Consider the following 16,754-nt stretch of genomic DNA (forward strand, 5'->3'; position numbering starts at 1 on the left):
ACCACGGGGAATCCGACTAGCGGAACGGAACGAGAATCCAATCCCGGTGCCGGGAACGTCATTGGAACTTTCGGCACCGCACGGGCTTATGCGGGTATGGACCACCATGACAATGACGATCCCTTTGCCGACCTCGCGCTCGACACGGCGATCCACCTGCGCTGGACGTTGCGGGACATCAAGGCCCACCGGCTCACGCTCTCCCCCGTCGCCGACGATGATCTCTCGCTCCTCGCGGAGCGCGGCCTGGTCGAGGTCAGCGATGGCGTGCCAACGCTGACCGAGGCCGGCCTCGCAGCGATCAATTGAGCTGCGGCTGCGGTCCCCATCTCATCCCTTCGCGACCTCCTTCGCAAAGGTGTCGCGCAGGCCGATGGTGCGGTTGAACACGAGCTTGTCGGGCGTCGAATCCGGATCGCGGACGAAGTAGCCCTGGCGCTCGAATTGCATCGGCGCGTCCGAATTGCTCTCGGCGATCGCCGGCTCGATGCGGGCGTCGGTCAGGACCTCGAGTGAGTTGGGATTGAGATCGGCGGTGAAGTCGGCCGCATTGGGGCTTGGATTGGCGAACAGCTGATTGTAGATGCGAATCTCGGCTGTCAGCGACTGCGCAGCCGGCAGCCAGTGCATCGTCGCCTTGACCTTGCGTCCATCCGGCGCGTTGCCGCCCTTGGTCGCGGGATCATAGGTGCAACGCAGCTCGACGATCTCGCCGGCGTCGTTCTTGATGACGTCGCGGCACTTGATGAAATAGGCGTAGCGCAGCCGCACCTCGTTGCCCGGCGACAGCCGGAAGAACTTCTTCGGCGGGTTCTCCATGAAGTCGTCCTGCTCGATATAGAGCTCGCGGCCGAAGGCGATCCTGCGCGTGCCGGCCGAGGGATCGTCGGGGTGGTTGATCGCCTCGAGCTCCTCGACCTGGCCTTCCGGATAATTCTCGATCACTACCTTCAGCGGCCGCAGCACGGCCATCCGACGCAGCGCCGTGCGGTTCAGCTCCTCGCGGATGCAGAATTCGAGCATGCCGACATCGACGATGCTGTTGGCCTTGGCGATGCCGATGCGCTTGATGAACTCGCGCACCGCAGCCGGCGGCACGCCGCGCCGCTTCAGGCCGGCGATGGTGGGCATGCGTGGATCGTTCCAGCCGGAGACATGGCCGTCCTGCACCAGCCGCGTCAGCACGCGCTTCGACAGCAGCGTGTAGGTCAGGTTGAGCCGCGCGAACTCGTACTGGTGCGGATGCGACGGCACCGGCAGCTTGTCCAGGAACCAATCGTAGAGCGGCCGGTGGTCCTCGAACTCGAGCGTGCAGATCGAGTGCGTCACGCCCTCGATCGCGTCCGACTGCCCGTGGGCGTAGTCGTAGCTCGGATAGATCTTCCAGGCGTCGCCGGTGCGCGGGTGATGGGCGTGCATGATCCGGTACAGCACGGGGTCGCGCAGGTTGATGTTGCCGGCGGCCATGTCGATCTTGGCGCGCAGCACGCGCGCGCCGTTCGGGAATTCGCCGGCCTTCATGCGCCGGAACAGGTCGAGATTCTCCTCGACCGTGCGGTCGCGGAACGGGCTGTTCTTGCCGGGCTCGGTGAGCGTGCCGCGCGACAGGCGGATCTCCTCCTGCGACTGGTCGTCGACATAGGCGAGCCCGGCCTTGATCAGCCCTTCCGCCCAATTGTAGAGCCGCTCGAAATAATCCGAAGCGAAGAACAGGTTGTCGCCCCAGTCATAGCCGAGCCAGCGCACGTCGGCCTGGATGGAATCGATATATTCCTGCTCTTCCTTGGTCGGATTGGTGTCATCGAAGCGCAGATTGCAGCGACCGCCGAACTCCTGGGCAATGCCGAAGTTGAGACCGATCGACTTGGCATGGCCGATATGCAGGTAGCCGTTCGGCTCCGGCGGGAACCGGGTGACGACCGTCTTGTGCCTGCCGCTGTCGAGATCGGCCTGGACGATGTCGCGGATGAAGTCGCGCCCTGCCTCTGCCGTCGTCGCCGTGTCTGTCGTCGTGGTCATCAAGAATATCCTGCTCCGGAATTTGGCAGCCTATCTGCCAAATCCGCTTCCCCCAAGGAAGGCTTTAGTTATGCGATAGGCCTGCTATACACCCCCCGCCCTTCATAGCCCCTGCCTGGATTTCGTGCTGCCGCCCATGACCTCCCCGATCGTCACGCGCTTTGCCCCCTCCCCGACCGGCTTTCTCCACATCGGAGGCGCCCGGACGGCCCTGTTCAACTGGCTGTATGCGCGGGGCCGCGGCGGCAAGATGCTGCTGCGGATCGAGGACACCGACCGTGAGCGCTCGACCACGGCGGCCATCGACGCCATCCTGGACGGCCTGAAATGGCTCGAGCTCGATTGGGACGGCGAGGTCATCTACCAATATAGCCGCGCCGCGCGCCATCGCGAGGTCGCCGAGCAACTGCTCGCCAGCGGCATGGCGTATCGCTGCTATGCTACCGCCGAGGAGCTGGCCGCGATGCGCGAGAAGGCGCGCGCGGAAGGCCGCACCCGGCTCTACGACGGCATGTGGCGCGACCGCGATCCCAAGGAGGCGCCCGAAGGCGTCAAGCCGACGATCCGGCTGCGCGCGCCGCTGACCGGCGAGACCGTGATCGAGGATCAGGTGCAGGGCCGCGTGGTCTGGCAGAATGAGAACCTCGACGACCTCGTGCTGCTGCGAGGCGATGGCAATCCGACCTACATGCTGGCGGTGGTCGTGGACGACCACGACATGGGCGTCACCCACGTCATCCGCGGCGACGACCATCTGATCAACGCCGCGCGCCAGAAGCAGATCTACGATGCGCTCGGCTGGACGGTGCCGTCGATGTCGCACATCCCGCTGATTCACGGGCCGGACGGCTCGAAGCTGTCGAAGCGCCACGGTGCGCTCGGCGTCGACGCCTACCGTGCGATGGGATATTTGCCGTCGGCACTGCGCAATTACCTGGTGCGGCTCGGCTGGAGCCATGGCGACCAGGAGATCTTCTCCACCGAGGAGATGATCAAGGCGTTCGACCTGCCGGCGATCGGCCGCTCGGCGGCGCGGTTCGACTTCGCCAAGCTCGAGAACCTCAACGGCCACTATATCCGCCACAGCGACGATGCGGCGCTGGTGCGCCAGTTCGAGGACGTGCTGAATTACGTGCCGAACGGCGCGGCTCTCAAGGCCAAGCTCAACGACGCCACGCGCGCGCAGCTCGCCCAGGCGATGCCCAGCCTCAAGGAGCGCGCCAAGACGCTCTTGGAGCTGATCGACGGCGCCGCCTTCATCTTTGCCGACCGGCCGCTTCCGATCGACGCCAAGGCCGCCGCCCTGCTGACGCCGGACAGCCGTGCTTTGATCGGCCGGCTGCATGAGGCGCTGGCCGCTGTCGAGTCCTGGAGCGGACCGGCCACGGAAGCCGCGCTGCGTGCGTTTGCTGAAGCCAACAACCTCAAGCTGGGCGCGGTGGCGCAGCCGCTGCGCGCGGCGCTCACCGGCCGAACCACCTCACCCGGTATTTTCGACGTTCTGGCGATCCTGGGGCGTGATGAATCCTTGGGCCGTCTGGAGGACCAGACCACCTCATAAGGTCGCATTGCTCCCCATCTTGCAGCGCACAGGGCAATACGATACGCATTTGCGCGGCACCCACTGGTTTTCCCGGCTCGGACATCCTTCACACGTTGCGGCGGGCTCGTTGACGGATGTTAGGGCCGAAGGACACTAGTAAATATAAGATTCCAGTACGGTTTCGGATTTGACCTTCGCTTAAGCTGTTGGCAGCGACAGTGACGCGAATGTCAAAGCCACCGCACTAGATAAAGTCCACCTGCCCTGCCATCTCTCAAAAAGAACAAGGGCCAAGCCTAACGATCTCATCGGGGACAAACGATGGACGCAAAATCCGCAAGCAAGACCGCGACCCTCACCGTCGGCAACAAGAATTTCGATCTTCCGATCCTGAGCGGCACCGTGGGTCCCGACGTCATCGACATCGGCAAGCTCTACGCCCAGACCGGGATGTTCACCTATGACCCGGGCTTCACCTCGACCGGCAGCTGCCAGTCCAAGATCACCTATATCGACGGCGACGCCGGCGTCCTGGAATACCGCGGCTACCCGATCGAGCAGCTCGCCGAGAAGGGCGACTTCCTGGAAACCTGCTATCTGCTGCTGTACGGGGAGCTTCCGACCAAGGCCCAGAAGCAGGATTTCGACTATCGCGTGACCCATCACACGATGGTGCACGAGCAGATGTCGCGCTTCTTCCACGGCTTCCGCCGTGACGCGCATCCGATGGCGGTCATGGTCGCTTCGGTCGGCGCGCTCGCCGCGTTCTACCACGACTCCACCGACATCAACGATCCGAAGCAGCGCATGATCGCGTCGATGCGGATGATCGCGAAGATCCCGACCCTGGCGGCGATGGCCTACAAATACACCATCGGCCAGCCCTTCGTTTATCCGAAGAACTCGCTCTCCTTCGCCGAGAACTTCCTGAACATGTGCTTCGCGGTGCCGTGCGAGGAGTACAAGCCGAACCCGGTTCTCGCCGACGCGCTCGACAAGATCTTCATCCTGCACGCCGATCACGAGCAGAACGCCTCGACCTCGACGGTGCGCATCGCCGGCTCCTCGGGCGCCAACCCGTTTGCCTGCATCGCCGCCGGCATCGCCTGCCTGTGGGGTCCGGCACACGGCGGCGCCAACGAGGCCGCGCTGAACATGCTGGCCGAGATCGGCACCGTCGACAAGATTCCGGACTTCATCGCCAAGGTGAAGGACAAGAACAGCGACGTGCGCCTGATGGGCTTCGGCCATCGCGTCTACAAGAACTACGACCCGCGCGCCAAGATCATGCAGAAGATGTGTCACGCGGTGCTCAAGGAGACGGGCCACGCCGACGATCAGATGCTCAAGGTCGCGATGGAGCTCGAGAAGATCGCGCTCAGCGATCAGTACTTCATCGAGCGCAAGCTCTATCCGAACGTCGACTTCTACTCGGGCATCACCCTGAAGGCGATGGGCTTCCCGGTGTCGATGTTCACGGTGCTGTTCGCCGTCGCCCGCACCGTCGGCTGGATCAGCCAGTGGAGCGAGATGATCGAGGATCCGCAACAGAAGATCGGCCGTCCGCGCCAGCTCTACACCGGCGTCACGACGCGCAACTATGTCGACATGGACAAGCGCGGCTGAGCCGCACCGCAGCGCAAATCCGCTCTCGAACGGCGCCGTCGATCCCGACGGCGCCGTTTCGTTCGTGAGGTCGCACCTTTCTGAGCACCTTTCTAACTCGCGGCACCAGTCGGGAGTGCATCAGGCCAGCGCCTCGAGATGAGACCTGAGCTGCTCGGCCCCATATGGCTTGGCAAGGAAGCGCGCGCCCGACGGCAATTCCGAAGGGGTCACCTGACCTGACGTCACCAGGAGCGCAACCGGGGGCCAGCGGTCCCTGATGACGGCGACCAGCCGCAGGCCATCCATCGACCCCGGCATTTGGACGTCCGTGAAGACCACCGATATGCGGTCACATCGTTCGAGAAGCGAAATGGCCTGATCGGCGTCAACGGCCTCGATGACTTCGAAACCGAGGTCTCTGATCATGTCGACAGCGTTGGCGCGGATCAGCCCCTCGTCCTCAACGACCAAAACTGTCTTTCTTGTGAGCCGACCGCGGGACACTCTGTCTCCTGTCCAATCTCATTCAATCGCACGACGATCATTTTGTTCCGGCGAACGTTCCGGGGCTCAATGCGTTGAACGGTGCAAATTGAAGACACGACTTGCATCCTGGAGCAGGGACCAGCTCGAGCATACGATGACGACCAATCCCAACCCGGACGTCGATGCTGTCCAGCAGCTTGACGCCGTTCCCAAAATTCTGGACTCGGTGAGCAGGATCACCGGGATGGGATTCGTTGCGGTCGCGCGCGTGACCTCGGATCGATGGGTCTGTTGTGCGGTCCGCGACGACATCAATTTCGGCCTGAAAGAGGGCGGCGAGCTGCGCGTCAAGACGACGATCTGCAGCGAGGTCCGGGAGCGAGGCGAAGCTGTCGTCATCGGTGACGTCGAGACGGATCACATGTTTCGCGATCACCCGACGCCAAAGCTCTACGGCTTTCGCAGCTACATCTCCGCTCCGATCACCCTGTCCGACGGGACCATCTGGGGCACCCTGTGTACGATCGATCCAGCGCCGCGCGAGCTGGACCGGCCCGAAATCGTCAGCACGTTTCAGCTGTTCGGGGAGTTGATCGCGGCCCAGCTGGAGCTTCATCAGCGCTTCGCGCTCAGTCAGGCCAGCCTCGGCCTCAGCGAGAAGAGCAGGTTTTCGATCGAGCAACGGCTCAAGATCACCGAGGCCAATCTGCTCGACGAGCGCCGGACCGCCGAGCTGAGAGAGCAATTCATCGGCGTTCTCGGCCATGACCTCCGCAATCCGCTGGCCTCGATCGACGCCGGAATGCGCGTGCTGCTGCGCAACCAGGACAGCGCCAGAGCGCCCGAGATCATTTCCATGATTCAGAAATCAGTCATGCGCATGGCCGGACTGGTCGACAACATCATGGATTTCGCCCGGGGGCGCCTCGGCGGCGGCCTGACGATCAAGCCCGACGCGCGGCAACCGCTGGCGCCGGTGATCGAGCAGGTCGTCTCCGAGATCCGGCTGGCCTGGCCCGACCATGAGATCGAGACCCACATCGACATCGCGGAGCCGGTCAAATGCGACCGTAGCAAGATCGGGCAATTGTTCTCGAACCTGCTCGGCAATGCCATCTCCTACGGCGACAAGGACAAGCCGATCCAGGTCTCCGCAACGACGAGCGAGGGCTGTTTCGTGCTGGATGTCACCAATCACGGGCCGCCGATCTCGGACAAGGCGATGCAGAATCTGTTCAAGCCCTATATGCGCGGCGAGCGTCCAAGCCAGCATGGTCTCGGGCTTGGACTCTACATCGCTTCCGAGATTGCGCGAGCGCATGACGGCACGCTGCAGGCCACCTCGACCGAGGACAGAACGACCTTCGAATTCAAGATGCCGCTTCAGGCCTGATCAGCGCCGCCCGCTGCGCATCGTCGCCAGCACGATGTCGGCCGCGCGCACGCTCGGCGAGGCCGCGCCCGTGGACATGATCGCGTCGAGGCGATCGAATGCCTCGACCTGGCGCGCTCGTATCGGACCGTCGCCCAGGAGATCGGCGAGAACGGGCGCGAGATTGTCGGCCGTGCAGGCTTCCTGAAGGAACTCCGGAATGACGTTCTCGCCGATCACGAGATTGGCGAGAATGACCGATTGCACGTTGACGACTCGCCGGAGAATGAACGCCTCGATCTCGCCGACGCGATACGCGGTCACCATCGGCACGCCGGACAGCGCGAGCTCCAGGGTTACCGTGCCGGACTTGGCGAGCGCGGCGCGCGCGCGCCTGAAGGCTGCCCGCTTCTCGGCCTCGCCCGTGACGATCTCCGGAACGAGCGGCCAGTTTGCGACTCCGGCCCGCACCGCGGCTTCGAGATGCGGGGTGGTGGGTAGCACGGCTTCGAAGGCCAGGTTTTGGGCGCGCAGCCGCGCCAATGTCTCGCCGAACACGGCGATGTGGCGAGCGACCTCACTGCGCCGGCTGCCAGGAAGCACCAGCAGAACGGGAGGGTCGGCATCTCGGCGCGCCTGCTCTGCCGCATTGGGGCGCAGGCTGGCGAGCTGCTCGATCAGGGGATGGCCGACATAGGTGCAGGGCGGACCATTGAGCCTTCGGAACGCCTCCGGCTCGAACGGCAGCAAGCCCAGCACGTGATCGACGTAGCCGCGCATCGCGCCCGCCCGGCCCGGACGCCACGCCCATACGGTCGGTGCGACGTAGTTCACGATCGGAATCTCGGGATCGCGCGCGTGAACCCGCTTCGCCACGCGCTGGGTGAAGTCGGGACTGTCGATGATGACGAGCACGTCGGGCTGGGCCGCAACGATCGCGTCAACCGTGCCGCGGATCAGGCGGAGGATCTTGGGCAGTTGCTTCAGCACCGCCGCGAAGCCGACGATCGAGAGCTCCTCGATCGGAAACAGCGAGGCGAGCCCCTCGCGTGTCATGCCGCGGCCGCCGACGCCGGAGAATTCGACGCCGTCGCCGAGCCGCTGGCGCAGCACCTTCATCAGGCTGGCGCCGAGGCGATCCCCGGACTCTTCGGTCGCGACCAGGCAGATCCTGCGCATGGCCGCGCCTGCCAGAGGCCGCGCCGTCACGCAGTGACGCCCGTGATGAACACGCCTGCCCGATCGGCGGCAGCCACTGTCTCCTGGGGATCGGCGAGCAGCGTATAGGCGGCCGCGACGGCGACTCCGGCGAGACCCGCGGCTGAAAGCCCCTCGACGGTGCGCGGGCCGATGGTCGGCAGGTCGTAGCGAAGATCCTGGCCGGCCTTGGGCGCCTTCACCAGCACGCCGCGCCCGGCCGCAGCACGAATACGGCGATCGGCACGCAGCCGCGCCACGCGGGCCAGCAGCCCGTCGGTGCCCTCGATGTCCTCGAGCGCAACGACGTGGCCGTCGATCACGACCACCGCCTGCCCGACATCGAACGGCGCCATCGCGCGCAGCACGGCGAGCCCCTTGGCGATGTCACCGGTCACCAGATCGTTGGGCCCGCTCCGCGTCAGCCGCCCTTCGGGCACAAGCAGATTGGGGGCGACGTCCTTGACGCCGATCATGTGAAAGCCGTGGCGCTCGAAGATGCGGCCAACGCCGGACAGCAGATGATCGTCGCCGCCACGAAAGGCCGACCAGATGTAGGGCAGCTCGCGCAGCGTGCCCCAGTCGAAACGGATCTCCGACACCGCCGGACGAACGAGATTGCCGATGAACATCAGGTCACGGACACCCTCGGCCTTGAGCAGCTTCAGGGCGTTGCCGAGCTGGCCGAGGCCGATCCAGTGATGCCGGAAGCGCGCCAGCGGCTTCGGATCGCAGATGCCCTTCAGGGCGAACAGCACCGGCGTCCGGCCGCGCGCGACGATCTCGTCGGCGACCGCAAAGGGCAGCACCCCGCCCGCGGCGATCATGCCGATCGGCGGCGTGGTCTCGGCGGCCGGCGTCCCCATCGCGCTCAAGGCTCGATCGTCGGCCTGCCGATCTCGGGCAGGCACAAGGCGCGATGTCGACCGCCGTCGATGAAGGCGAGGATCTCGGCAATGGCAGGATCCTCACCAGCGAGCGGCCGCACCGCCGCAAGGCGGTCGGCGAACACGCCGGGACCGTGGAACAGCTTCTGGTAGAAGGCACGCACCGTGGCGAGGCGCTCGCGGGTGAACTTGCGGCGCTTCATGCCGATCACGTTGAGGCCTTCGAGCGCGGCATACTGGCCGTTGACCAGACCATACGGAATGATATCCCCGCGCACGCCGCAGACGCCGCCGACCATCACGCCATGGCCGATGCGGGTGAACTGATGCACCGCCGAGAGACCGCCGATGTAGACGGAATCGCCGACCTCGACATGGCCGCCGAGTGTGGCCGAGGTCGCGAAGATCACGTTGTCGCCGACGACGCAATCGTGGGCGACATGGGCATTGTTCATGAAGAACCCGGAATTGCCGACCTTGGTCAGGCCGCCGCCCTTGGTGGTGCCGATGTTCATCGTCACGCCTTCGCGGAAGGTGCAGCCGGAGCCGATCTCAAGCCGATGCGGCTCGCCGCGATAGCTGAGATCCTGCGGCGCGCCGCCGAGCACGACGAAGGGCGAGATCACGTTGTCATCGCCGAGCGTGGTGTGGCCCATGATCTGGACGTGGCTGATCAGTCTGCAGTTCGACCCGATCACGACGTTGGGGCCGACGATGCAGTAAGGACCGATCACGGTCCCCTCACCGATGACGGCGCCATCCTCGACGCGTGCGGTGGGATCAATCTTGCTCATGTCGACGCAATCAACTTTCTACCAGCCTGTCAGTCGGTCAGCATCGCGCCGACATCGGCCTCGGCGACGACGACGCCGTCGACCTTGGCATCGCCGTGGAACCACCACATCGTCTTGCGCCGGCCGATCGAGCGCATGTGGTACTCGATGGTCTGGCCCGGCAGCACCGGCTTGCGGAACTTGCACTTGTCGATGGTGAGGAAATACACCGCGCGCGGCTTTTCCGTGCCCTCGACCGACTTGATGCCGATCACGCCGGCGGTCTGGGCCATGCCCTCGATCATCAGCACGCCCGGATAGACCGGCCGCTCCGGAAAGTGCCCCTGGAAGCAGGGCTCGCCGATCGACACGTTCTTGACGCCGATGCCGCTGTAGTCGGCCCGGATGTTCTTCACGCGGTCGATCAGGAGAAATGGATAACGGTGCGGTAGCGTCTTGAGAATCTCGTTGATGTCGACGTCCGCAAACCTGATGGGTGACTCCTCCATCACTCCCGTCCCTCGTCCCTGTTCGTCGCGGTCGAATCCCGCACCAGCCGTTCCACCGCAACGATCTCGCGGAACCACTGCTTGGTCGGCTTGGCGAAGAAACCGCCCCACCGGCCGTTCGGCGGAATGTCGTCCTTGACGCCGCTCATCGCGGTCACCTGCGCACCATCGCCGATCGTCAGGTGATTGTTGATGCCAACCTTCGCCCCGAGCGCGACGTTGTCGCCGATCGTGAGACTTCCTGCCAGCCCGATCTGGGCCGCCAGCAGGCAATGCCGCCCGATTGTGACATTGTGGCCAATCTGCACCTGGTTGTCGATCTTGGTGCCTTCGCCGATGACCGTGTCGCGCAGGCTGCCCCGGTCGATCGTCGTGCCGGCGCCGACCTCGACATGGTTCTGGATCAGAACCCGCCCGGTCTGCGGCACCTTGGTGTGCCCGTCCGCGCCGAAGAAGATGAAGCCGTAGCCGTCCTGGCCGATGCTGCAGCCGGGATGGATCAGAACGTCATTGCCGATCAGCGCGCACTGGATGACGGTGCGGGCGCCGACATTGCAGTCGCGACCGATCTTGACGTGGGGGCCGATCACGGCACCCGCGCCAACGATCGTCCCCGAGCCGATCTCGACATGGGCGCCGATCACCGCCAGCGGCTCGACGATGACGCCGTCCTCCAGTCGCGCGGTGGGATCGATGATGGCTTGGGGCGAGATTCCGTCGTCGCCGAACCAGGGCTGCGGCCGCAGTGCGTCGGCATGGAACTCACGCGCGAGCAGCACGAAGGCGCGGAACGGCTGATTGGCGCGGAGCACTGCGACATGGGACGGCACGCGCGCCTCGAATCGCGGACTGACCAGGCAGGCGCCCGCTTTGGTCCCGGCGAGCTGGTCGGCGTATTTGAGGTTGTCGAAGAATGCCAGATGCATCGGACCGGCCTCGTCGAGCGACGCCAGTCCCTTGACGACCTGCTCGCCGCGGGATGGGTCGACCAGGGTGGCCTTGGCGGCGGCGGCGATCGCCGCCAGGGTCGTGGGCGGCGGCGATTGGAAGAAGGTCGGCTGGGCCATTCCGTCGTACTCTCAAGACAAAAAGTCAGAGCCCGGCTCCGGTGTCCCGGAACCGAGCTCCCATTTCTTACACCGGCGAGGTTGGTCGATGCCAACCCGGATTCGATCGGCCCAGGCTCAGAACGAGGTACCGCCGCCGAACCGGAATTCCTGCGTCCGGTCGAACTGACCCTTGGTGAGCGGGATCGCGTAGTCGAAGCGCAGCGGACCGAACGGCGACGCCCACACCAGACCCACGCCGACCGAGGTCCGAACCTTGTTCTGGTCATCGAACTGCAGACCAAGGCAGGTGCCGGCGTTGTTCGGGTTGCGCGTCGGCTTGATACAGCCGGGGGTATTAACCTCGCCTGTCGCAGCCCAGGACGTCGGCCCCTGATAGCCCCACAGGCCGCCAGCGTCGGCGTAAACGGCACCCTTCAGGCCCGTCTCCTTGGGCAGGAACCAGAACGGCATCTGCAGTTCGAGCGAAGCGCCCCAGTACTTGGTGCCGCCCAGCGCGTCCTGCGTGCCGAACGGATTGATATCGCGCGGACCAATGCCGTTCGGAGCGAAGCCGCGCACCAGGTTCGGACCCATCTGGAAGTGATCGAGCATGCGCAGCTGCGTATTGCCGATCTTGTTCAGGATGCCGCCCTGGAGGTGAACGATGCTGACGATGTCCGACACCAGCGGGGTGAAGTACTTCGCATCGAACGCGGTCTTCAGGTACGACACGTCGCCGCCGACGCCCGCGAAGTCCTGCTTGAAGTCGACCAGCAGGCCGTCGGTCGGGTTCTTATTGTTGTCGAGCGTGTTGTAATTCAGCGTGTAGCCGAGCGCCGAGGTCAGCGTTGCGCCCTTCGCCAGCTCCTGACGGACCGGCAGCGACGCCTCGCCATTGGCGAAGCAGCCCAGGCCGTTATTGCCGGTCGGATCGACGCCGCCATTAGCGTTGATGAAGGCCGGGGTCGGGTTGAACGGAACGAAGCGGTTGCCGATCAGGGTGCCGGCGGCCAAGTTGTTACAGTCCGACAGCGTCGCCGGCAGTGAGATCTCCTGGCGGTAGATCGAATAGCGCAGCTGCAGCGACAGATCCTCACGCAGCTGGAAGCCGAGGCGCGGGCTGAAGCCGAGCGTCTTGGTGCCGTAGGAGATGAAGTTGTTGGCGAGCTGCTGGCGCTGGTAGAGGTCGAGGCCGAGCGCGACCCGGTAGTCGAGCAGATACGGCTCGACGAAGGACAGCGAGTAGCCGCGCGCGAACTGGCCGTACGTCACCGACGCCTTGGCGAACAGGCCGCGGCCGAGGAAGTTGCGCTCGGAGATCGAGACCTCGGCAAGCGCACCGTCTGTGGTCGAATAACCGCCGGAGATCGAGAAGTCGCCGGTCGACTTCTCTTCCAGGATGACGTTCAGGACCACGCGGTCGCTCGAAGAGCCCGGCTCGGTCACGATCTTCACGTCCTTGAAGAAGTCGAGGTTCTTCAGGCGGCGCTCGGCACGGTCGACCAGGGCGCGATTGTAGGCGTCGCCCTCGGAGATGTCGAACTCGCGGCGAATGACGTAGTCACGGGTGCGGGTGTTGCCGCGAATGTTGATGCGCTCGATATAGGTGCGCGGGCCCTCGTCGACGGCGAACACGACCGACACGGTGTGGGCCTCGAAGTTGCGATCGCCGCGCGGACGGACCACCGCGAACGCGTAGCCGCGCCGCGAGGCCTCGATCTGCATCTCCTCGACCGACTTCTCGATGTTCTCGACGTTGTAGAGCGAACCGACGCTGACGCGCGAATAGCCGCGCAGCGTGGTGGCGTCGAGCGTTGCGATCGACGACTGGAAGTCGACCGAACCGACCCGGTACTGCTGGCCTTCCTCGATCTTGAAGGTCACGAGGAAGCCCTTGCGCTCCGGATCGTACTCGCTGAGCGCGGCCACGACCTGTACGTCGGCATAGCCATTCTTCAGGTAGAAGCGGCGAATGAGGTCGCGGTCGGCCTCGACACGGTCCGGATCGTAGACGTCGCCCGAGCCGAGGAAGCTCAGGAGGTTGGTCTCGCGGGTCTTGATGACGTCCTTGAGGCGATAGGACGAGAAGGCGTTGTTGCCGACGAACTCGATCGACTTCACGCCGGTCTTGGCACCTTCCTCGACCGTGAAGATCAGGTCGACGCGGTTGTTCGGCTGCTCGATCATTTCCGGCGTGACGCGCACGTCGTAACGGCCCGAGCGGCGGTAGATCTCCGCGATGCGCTGGGCGTCGGACTGCACCATCGGGCGCGACAGCGTGCCACGCGGCTTCGACTGCACTTCCGCCTGGAGCTGCTCGTCCTTGACCTTCTTGTTGCCCTCGAACGCGACGCGGCCGATCACCGGGTTCTCGACGACCGTGACGATCAGGCGCCCACCCTGGCGATTGATCTTCACGTCGGAGAACAGGCCGGTCTCGATCAGCGCCTTGAGGCCGTCGTCGACCCGGCCGGCGTCGAGCGTCCCGCCGGGGCCCGGCTTGAAGTACGAGCGGATGGTCTCCAGCTCGACGCGGCGGTTACCGACCACTTCGATCGAGTTGACCGTCTGAGCCGCAGCTGGCGACGAAAGAACCACGCTCGCCAGCGGCAAAGCCACCGGTCCGGCGAACATGATAAAGGCGGCCGCCAAGCCCCCCCGCACCCGCAATCCGAACTTCATGCGCTACGCGCCCTTATATTCCGTTGCCGGTTCCGTACCCCTACGAACCCGACAGATTCCCATTTGTCGTTCGCTTGTAGCCAATTTGGACCCGACGGCAAACGCCGGATCTCTCTGAATTTTCAAATTCGTTTCAAAACGTTGCCCAACGGCCACGTCGTAAAAAAGCCGCGCTCAGGACCCGGCGAGGTGAAGGATATCGTTATAGGTTGCAAAGACCATGAGCATGAGGACCAGCCCGAGGCCGATTCGGAACCCCATCTCCTGCGCCCGCTCGGACAGCGGCCGGCCGCGGACGGCCTCGACCCCATAGAACAACAGGTGCCCGCCATCGAGCAGCGGAACCGGGAACAGGTTCAGGAGCCCGATCGAGACCGAAAGCGTCGCGCACAGTTGCACAACAAACTGGAAGCCGAGGCTGGCCGCCTGCCCCGAGAGTTGTGCGATTCGGATCGGTCCACCGACGTCGCCGGCACTCCCGGCGCCCGCGAACAGCGAGGCGATGAACTTGAAGGTCGTGGAGATGATGAACCAGACCTGCTCGAAGCCGATCTTGATCGATTCGAGGAACCCGACCGGGATCGACCGCGATTCGTCCGGCTTGGCGTTGTATTGGATGCCGAGCACGCCGATCCGGTGGCTGTTGCCGAACAGGTCCTTGACCTCCTTCAGCGCCGGCGTCGCCTTCAGGGTGAGTTCCGTGCCGTCACGCTTGATCAGGAAGGACAATTCCGTGCCGGCGCTGACCGAGACGACCCGCTGCATGTCGGCGAAGGTCTCGATCGCGCGGCCATCGATGGCGGCGATGACGTCACCGTCCTTGAAGCCGGCGGCGGCTGCGACGCTGTCCGGCTGCACCGCATCGACCCGCGGGGTCGTGTTCGGCTTGCCGAAATACAGCGCCATGCCGGCGAAGATGATGACCGCCAGAATGAAGTTGGCGATCGGGCCGGCCGCGACGATCGCAGCGCGCTGGCCGACGGTCTTGTGGTGGAAGCTGTCGGCGCGCTCCTCGGCCGTCATCTTGGCGAGCGCCTCGGCCGACGGCGTCGAGGCCTCGGATTCGTCGCCGAAGAACTTCACGTAGCCGCCGAGCGGGATCGCCGAGATCTTCCAGCGGGTGTTGTGGCGGTCGTTGAAACCGATCAGTTCTGGGCCAAATCCGAGCGAAAACGTCAACACCTTCACGCCGGCCCAGCGCGCGATCAGGAAATGGCCGAGCTCATGGAAGAACACCACGATCGTCAGCACGAACAGGAACGGGACGATGTAGCCGAGAAGGCCATGGCTCAACGTATTGAAGATATGGTGGAAAAATTCCGACATCGATGACCTTCCCGATGGGCCAGTGGCCCGTCCAACCCTTTAAGATGCTTTTGCGGCGATTTGAGGCAAGAGGCCGGAGGCCCTTTTTCGCGCGTCATGGTCAATGGCGATGGCGTCGTCCGCTGAGGTCAACGGTGCCAGATTACCCGATCGGGTCCACGCTTCGAGGGTTGCCTCGACCAGTCGGGCAATAGCACCGAACCGGATATGACCAGCGATGAAGGCCGCGACGGCGACTTCGTTGGCCGCATTGAACACGGTCGTCGCGCCGCGCCCGGTGCGCAGCGAATCGTAGGCCAGCCGCAGACCGGGGAACCGCTCGAAGTCCGGCGCCTCGAAAGTCAGGGTGCCGATCTTGGCGAGATCGAGCCGGGCCGACGGGCCCTTGATACGCTCCGGCCAGCCAAGGCAGTGGGCGATCGGAATGCGCATGTCGGGCGCGCCGAGCTGCGCCACCACCGAGCGATCCGAGAACTCGACCATGCCATGGACGATGGACTGCGGGTGGACCAGGACGTCGATCTCGTCGGGCGACAGCGCGAACAGGTAGGACGCCTCGATCACCTCGAGGCCCTTGTTCATCATCGAGGCCGAATCGATCGTGATCTTCTGGCCCATGCTCCAGTTCGGATGCTTCAGCGCCTGGGCCAAGGTCGCCTGCTCGATGTCATCAGCCGCCCAGGTGCGGAACGGACCGCCGGAGGCGGTGATGATCACCCGCACCAGCTCCTCGCGATTGCCCGAGGACAGCGCCTGGAACAGCGCGTTGTGTTCCGAATCGGCCGGCAGGATGCAGGCGCCGGCCCGGGCGGCCCGCTCCATGAAGAAGTCGCCGGCACAGACCAGGCATTCCTTGTTGGCGAGCGCCACGGTCGCGCCGCGGTCCACCGCGGCCAGCGCCGGCTTGAGGCCGGCGGCGCCGGAGACGGCGGCCATGACCCAGTCGGCGGGACGGGCTGCCGCCTCGATGATGGCGCTCTCCCCTGCCCCGCATTCGATCCCGGTGCCCGCCAGTGCGTCACGCAGCTCATCGAGCCCCGCCGGATCGGCCACCGCGACGAAGCGCGGGCTGAACTCCCGGGCCAGCTTCACCAGGCCCTGGACGTTGCTGTTGCCGGTCAGCGCCTCGACCCGGTAGCGCTCCGGCGCGCCGCGCACGAGATCCATGGTCGAATCGCCGATCGAGCCGGTGGCGCCGAGCACGGTGACGCTGCGCACCTCCGCGAGACCGGCCTTGTTGTTCCGCAATGGCACTGCGCTCATGTTCTCACCAAGCATCTCGACCGATCAGCAGCGCTGCCGG

Annotated in this window: 14 protein-coding genes; 4 read left to right on the forward strand and 10 right to left on the reverse strand. The window is 64.8% G+C overall.

The genetic code is table 11. The features are described 5' to 3' along the window. Positions 1–96 precede the first annotated feature (96 nt). Positions 97–309, forward strand: a complete 213-nt coding sequence (locus QX070_RS17315) for a hypothetical protein (protein WP_315738219.1) — start codon at positions 97–99, stop codon at positions 307–309. A 21-nt stretch (positions 310–330) separates the two neighbouring features. On the opposite strand, the gene QX070_RS17320 is transcribed toward QX070_RS17315, so the two are convergent. After that, entirely contained in the window at positions 331–2,019 is a 1,689-nt protein-coding gene (locus QX070_RS17320; protein ID WP_315738220.1) for a glutamine--tRNA ligase/YqeY domain fusion protein, read from the reverse strand. Between the two features lie 136 nt (positions 2,020–2,155). Between QX070_RS17320 and gltX the strand changes: the two genes are divergently transcribed. Further along, positions 2,156–3,580, forward strand: coding sequence for a glutamate--tRNA ligase (gltX, locus tag QX070_RS17325; protein WP_315738221.1), 1,425 nt, complete (start codon positions 2,156–2,158; stop codon positions 3,578–3,580). Between the two features lie 303 nt (positions 3,581–3,883). Beyond that, positions 3,884–5,188: a citrate synthase gene (gltA, locus tag QX070_RS17330; RefSeq protein ID WP_315738222.1), complete on the forward strand. Its 1,305-nt coding sequence runs from the start codon at positions 3,884–3,886 to the stop codon at positions 5,186–5,188. Positions 5,189–5,308: 120 nt separating this feature from the next. On the opposite strand, the gene QX070_RS17335 is transcribed toward gltA, so the two are convergent. Next, positions 5,309–5,641: a response regulator gene (locus QX070_RS17335; RefSeq protein ID WP_315738223.1), complete on the reverse strand. Its 333-nt coding sequence runs from the start codon at positions 5,639–5,641 to the stop codon at positions 5,309–5,311. Between the two features lie 169 nt (positions 5,642–5,810). On the opposite strand from QX070_RS17335, the gene QX070_RS17340 reads away from it, so the two are divergent. After that, complete coding sequence (locus tag QX070_RS17340) at positions 5,811–7,049, forward strand: GAF domain-containing sensor histidine kinase (RefSeq protein ID WP_315738224.1); 1,239 nt, start codon at positions 5,811–5,813, stop codon at positions 7,047–7,049. On the opposite strand, the gene lpxB is transcribed toward QX070_RS17340, so the two are convergent. From lpxB to dxr, 8 genes are all read right to left on the reverse strand, one after another. Beyond that, positions 7,050–8,207, reverse strand: coding sequence for a lipid-A-disaccharide synthase (gene lpxB, locus QX070_RS17345; protein ID WP_315738225.1), 1,158 nt, complete (start codon positions 8,205–8,207; stop codon positions 7,050–7,052). A gap of 26 nt (positions 8,208–8,233) precedes the next feature. Beyond that, positions 8,234–9,091: an LpxI family protein gene (locus QX070_RS17350; RefSeq protein ID WP_315738319.1), complete on the reverse strand. Its 858-nt coding sequence runs from the start codon at positions 9,089–9,091 to the stop codon at positions 8,234–8,236. 5 nt (positions 9,092–9,096) lie between these two features. Next, complete coding sequence (gene lpxA, locus QX070_RS17355; protein WP_315738226.1) at positions 9,097–9,906, reverse strand: acyl-ACP--UDP-N-acetylglucosamine O-acyltransferase; 810 nt, start codon at positions 9,904–9,906, stop codon at positions 9,097–9,099. 29 nt (positions 9,907–9,935) lie between these two features. Then, a complete protein-coding gene (gene fabZ, locus QX070_RS17360; RefSeq protein WP_284418776.1) occupies positions 9,936–10,394 on the reverse strand; it encodes a 3-hydroxyacyl-ACP dehydratase FabZ in 459 nt (152 codons plus the stop codon). Beyond that, positions 10,394–11,461 carry a UDP-3-O-(3-hydroxymyristoyl)glucosamine N-acyltransferase gene (gene lpxD / locus QX070_RS17365; RefSeq protein WP_315738227.1) on the reverse strand — a complete coding sequence of 356 codons (1,068 nt, stop codon included), beginning with the start codon at positions 11,459–11,461 and terminating at the stop codon, positions 10,394–10,396. The genes fabZ and lpxD overlap by 1 nt, the downstream gene beginning before the upstream one ends. 117 nt (positions 11,462–11,578) lie before the next feature. Continuing rightward, a complete protein-coding gene (bamA, locus tag QX070_RS17370) occupies positions 11,579–14,125 on the reverse strand; it encodes an outer membrane protein assembly factor BamA (protein ID WP_315738228.1) in 2,547 nt (848 codons plus the stop codon). Positions 14,126–14,299: 174 nt separating this feature from the next. Then, positions 14,300–15,451 carry an RIP metalloprotease RseP gene (gene rseP, locus QX070_RS17375; protein ID WP_315738229.1) on the reverse strand — a complete coding sequence of 384 codons (1,152 nt, stop codon included), beginning with the start codon at positions 15,449–15,451 and terminating at the stop codon, positions 14,300–14,302. Positions 15,452–15,490: 39 nt separating this feature from the next. Continuing rightward, a complete protein-coding gene (dxr, locus tag QX070_RS17380) occupies positions 15,491–16,714 on the reverse strand; it encodes a 1-deoxy-D-xylulose-5-phosphate reductoisomerase (RefSeq protein WP_315738230.1) in 1,224 nt (407 codons plus the stop codon). Positions 16,715–16,754: the final 40 nt, after the last annotated feature.

Origin of the sequence: Bradyrhizobium sp. SZCCHNR1093 (assembly GCF_032381175.1) — a bacterium.
GTDB lineage: Bacteria > Pseudomonadota > Alphaproteobacteria > Rhizobiales > Xanthobacteraceae > Bradyrhizobium.

Excerpts from the sequence above, each read along its gene's own strand:
- dxr (WP_315738230.1), bottom strand. The coding sequence starts at position 16,714 with ATGAGCGCAGTGCCATTGCGGAACAACAAGGCCGGTCTCGCGGAGGTG.
- gltX (WP_315738221.1), top strand. The coding sequence starts at position 2,156 with ATGACCTCCCCGATCGTCACGCGCTTTGCCCCCTCCCCGACCGGCTTT.
- lpxB (WP_315738225.1), bottom strand. The coding sequence starts at position 8,207 with ATGCGCAGGATCTGCCTGGTCGCGACCGAAGAGTCCGGGGATCGCCTC.
- gltA (WP_315738222.1), top strand. The coding sequence starts at position 3,884 with ATGGACGCAAAATCCGCAAGCAAGACCGCGACCCTCACCGTCGGCAAC.
- QX070_RS17315 (WP_315738219.1), top strand. The coding sequence starts at position 97 with ATGGACCACCATGACAATGACGATCCCTTTGCCGACCTCGCGCTCGAC.
- fabZ (WP_284418776.1), bottom strand. The coding sequence starts at position 10,394 with ATGGAGGAGTCACCCATCAGGTTTGCGGACGTCGACATCAACGAGATT.
- lpxD (WP_315738227.1), bottom strand. The coding sequence starts at position 11,461 with ATGGCCCAGCCGACCTTCTTCCAATCGCCGCCGCCCACGACCCTGGCG.
- lpxA (WP_315738226.1), bottom strand. The coding sequence starts at position 9,906 with ATGAGCAAGATTGATCCCACCGCACGCGTCGAGGATGGCGCCGTCATC.
- QX070_RS17350 (WP_315738319.1), bottom strand. The coding sequence starts at position 9,091 with ATGGGGACGCCGGCCGCCGAGACCACGCCGCCGATCGGCATGATCGCC.
- QX070_RS17340 (WP_315738224.1), top strand. The coding sequence starts at position 5,811 with ATGACGACCAATCCCAACCCGGACGTCGATGCTGTCCAGCAGCTTGAC.
- QX070_RS17320 (WP_315738220.1), bottom strand. The coding sequence starts at position 2,019 with ATGACCACGACGACAGACACGGCGACGACGGCAGAGGCAGGGCGCGAC.
- rseP (WP_315738229.1), bottom strand. The coding sequence starts at position 15,451 with ATGTCGGAATTTTTCCACCATATCTTCAATACGTTGAGCCATGGCCTT.
- bamA (WP_315738228.1), bottom strand. The coding sequence starts at position 14,125 with ATGAAGTTCGGATTGCGGGTGCGGGGGGGCTTGGCGGCCGCCTTTATC.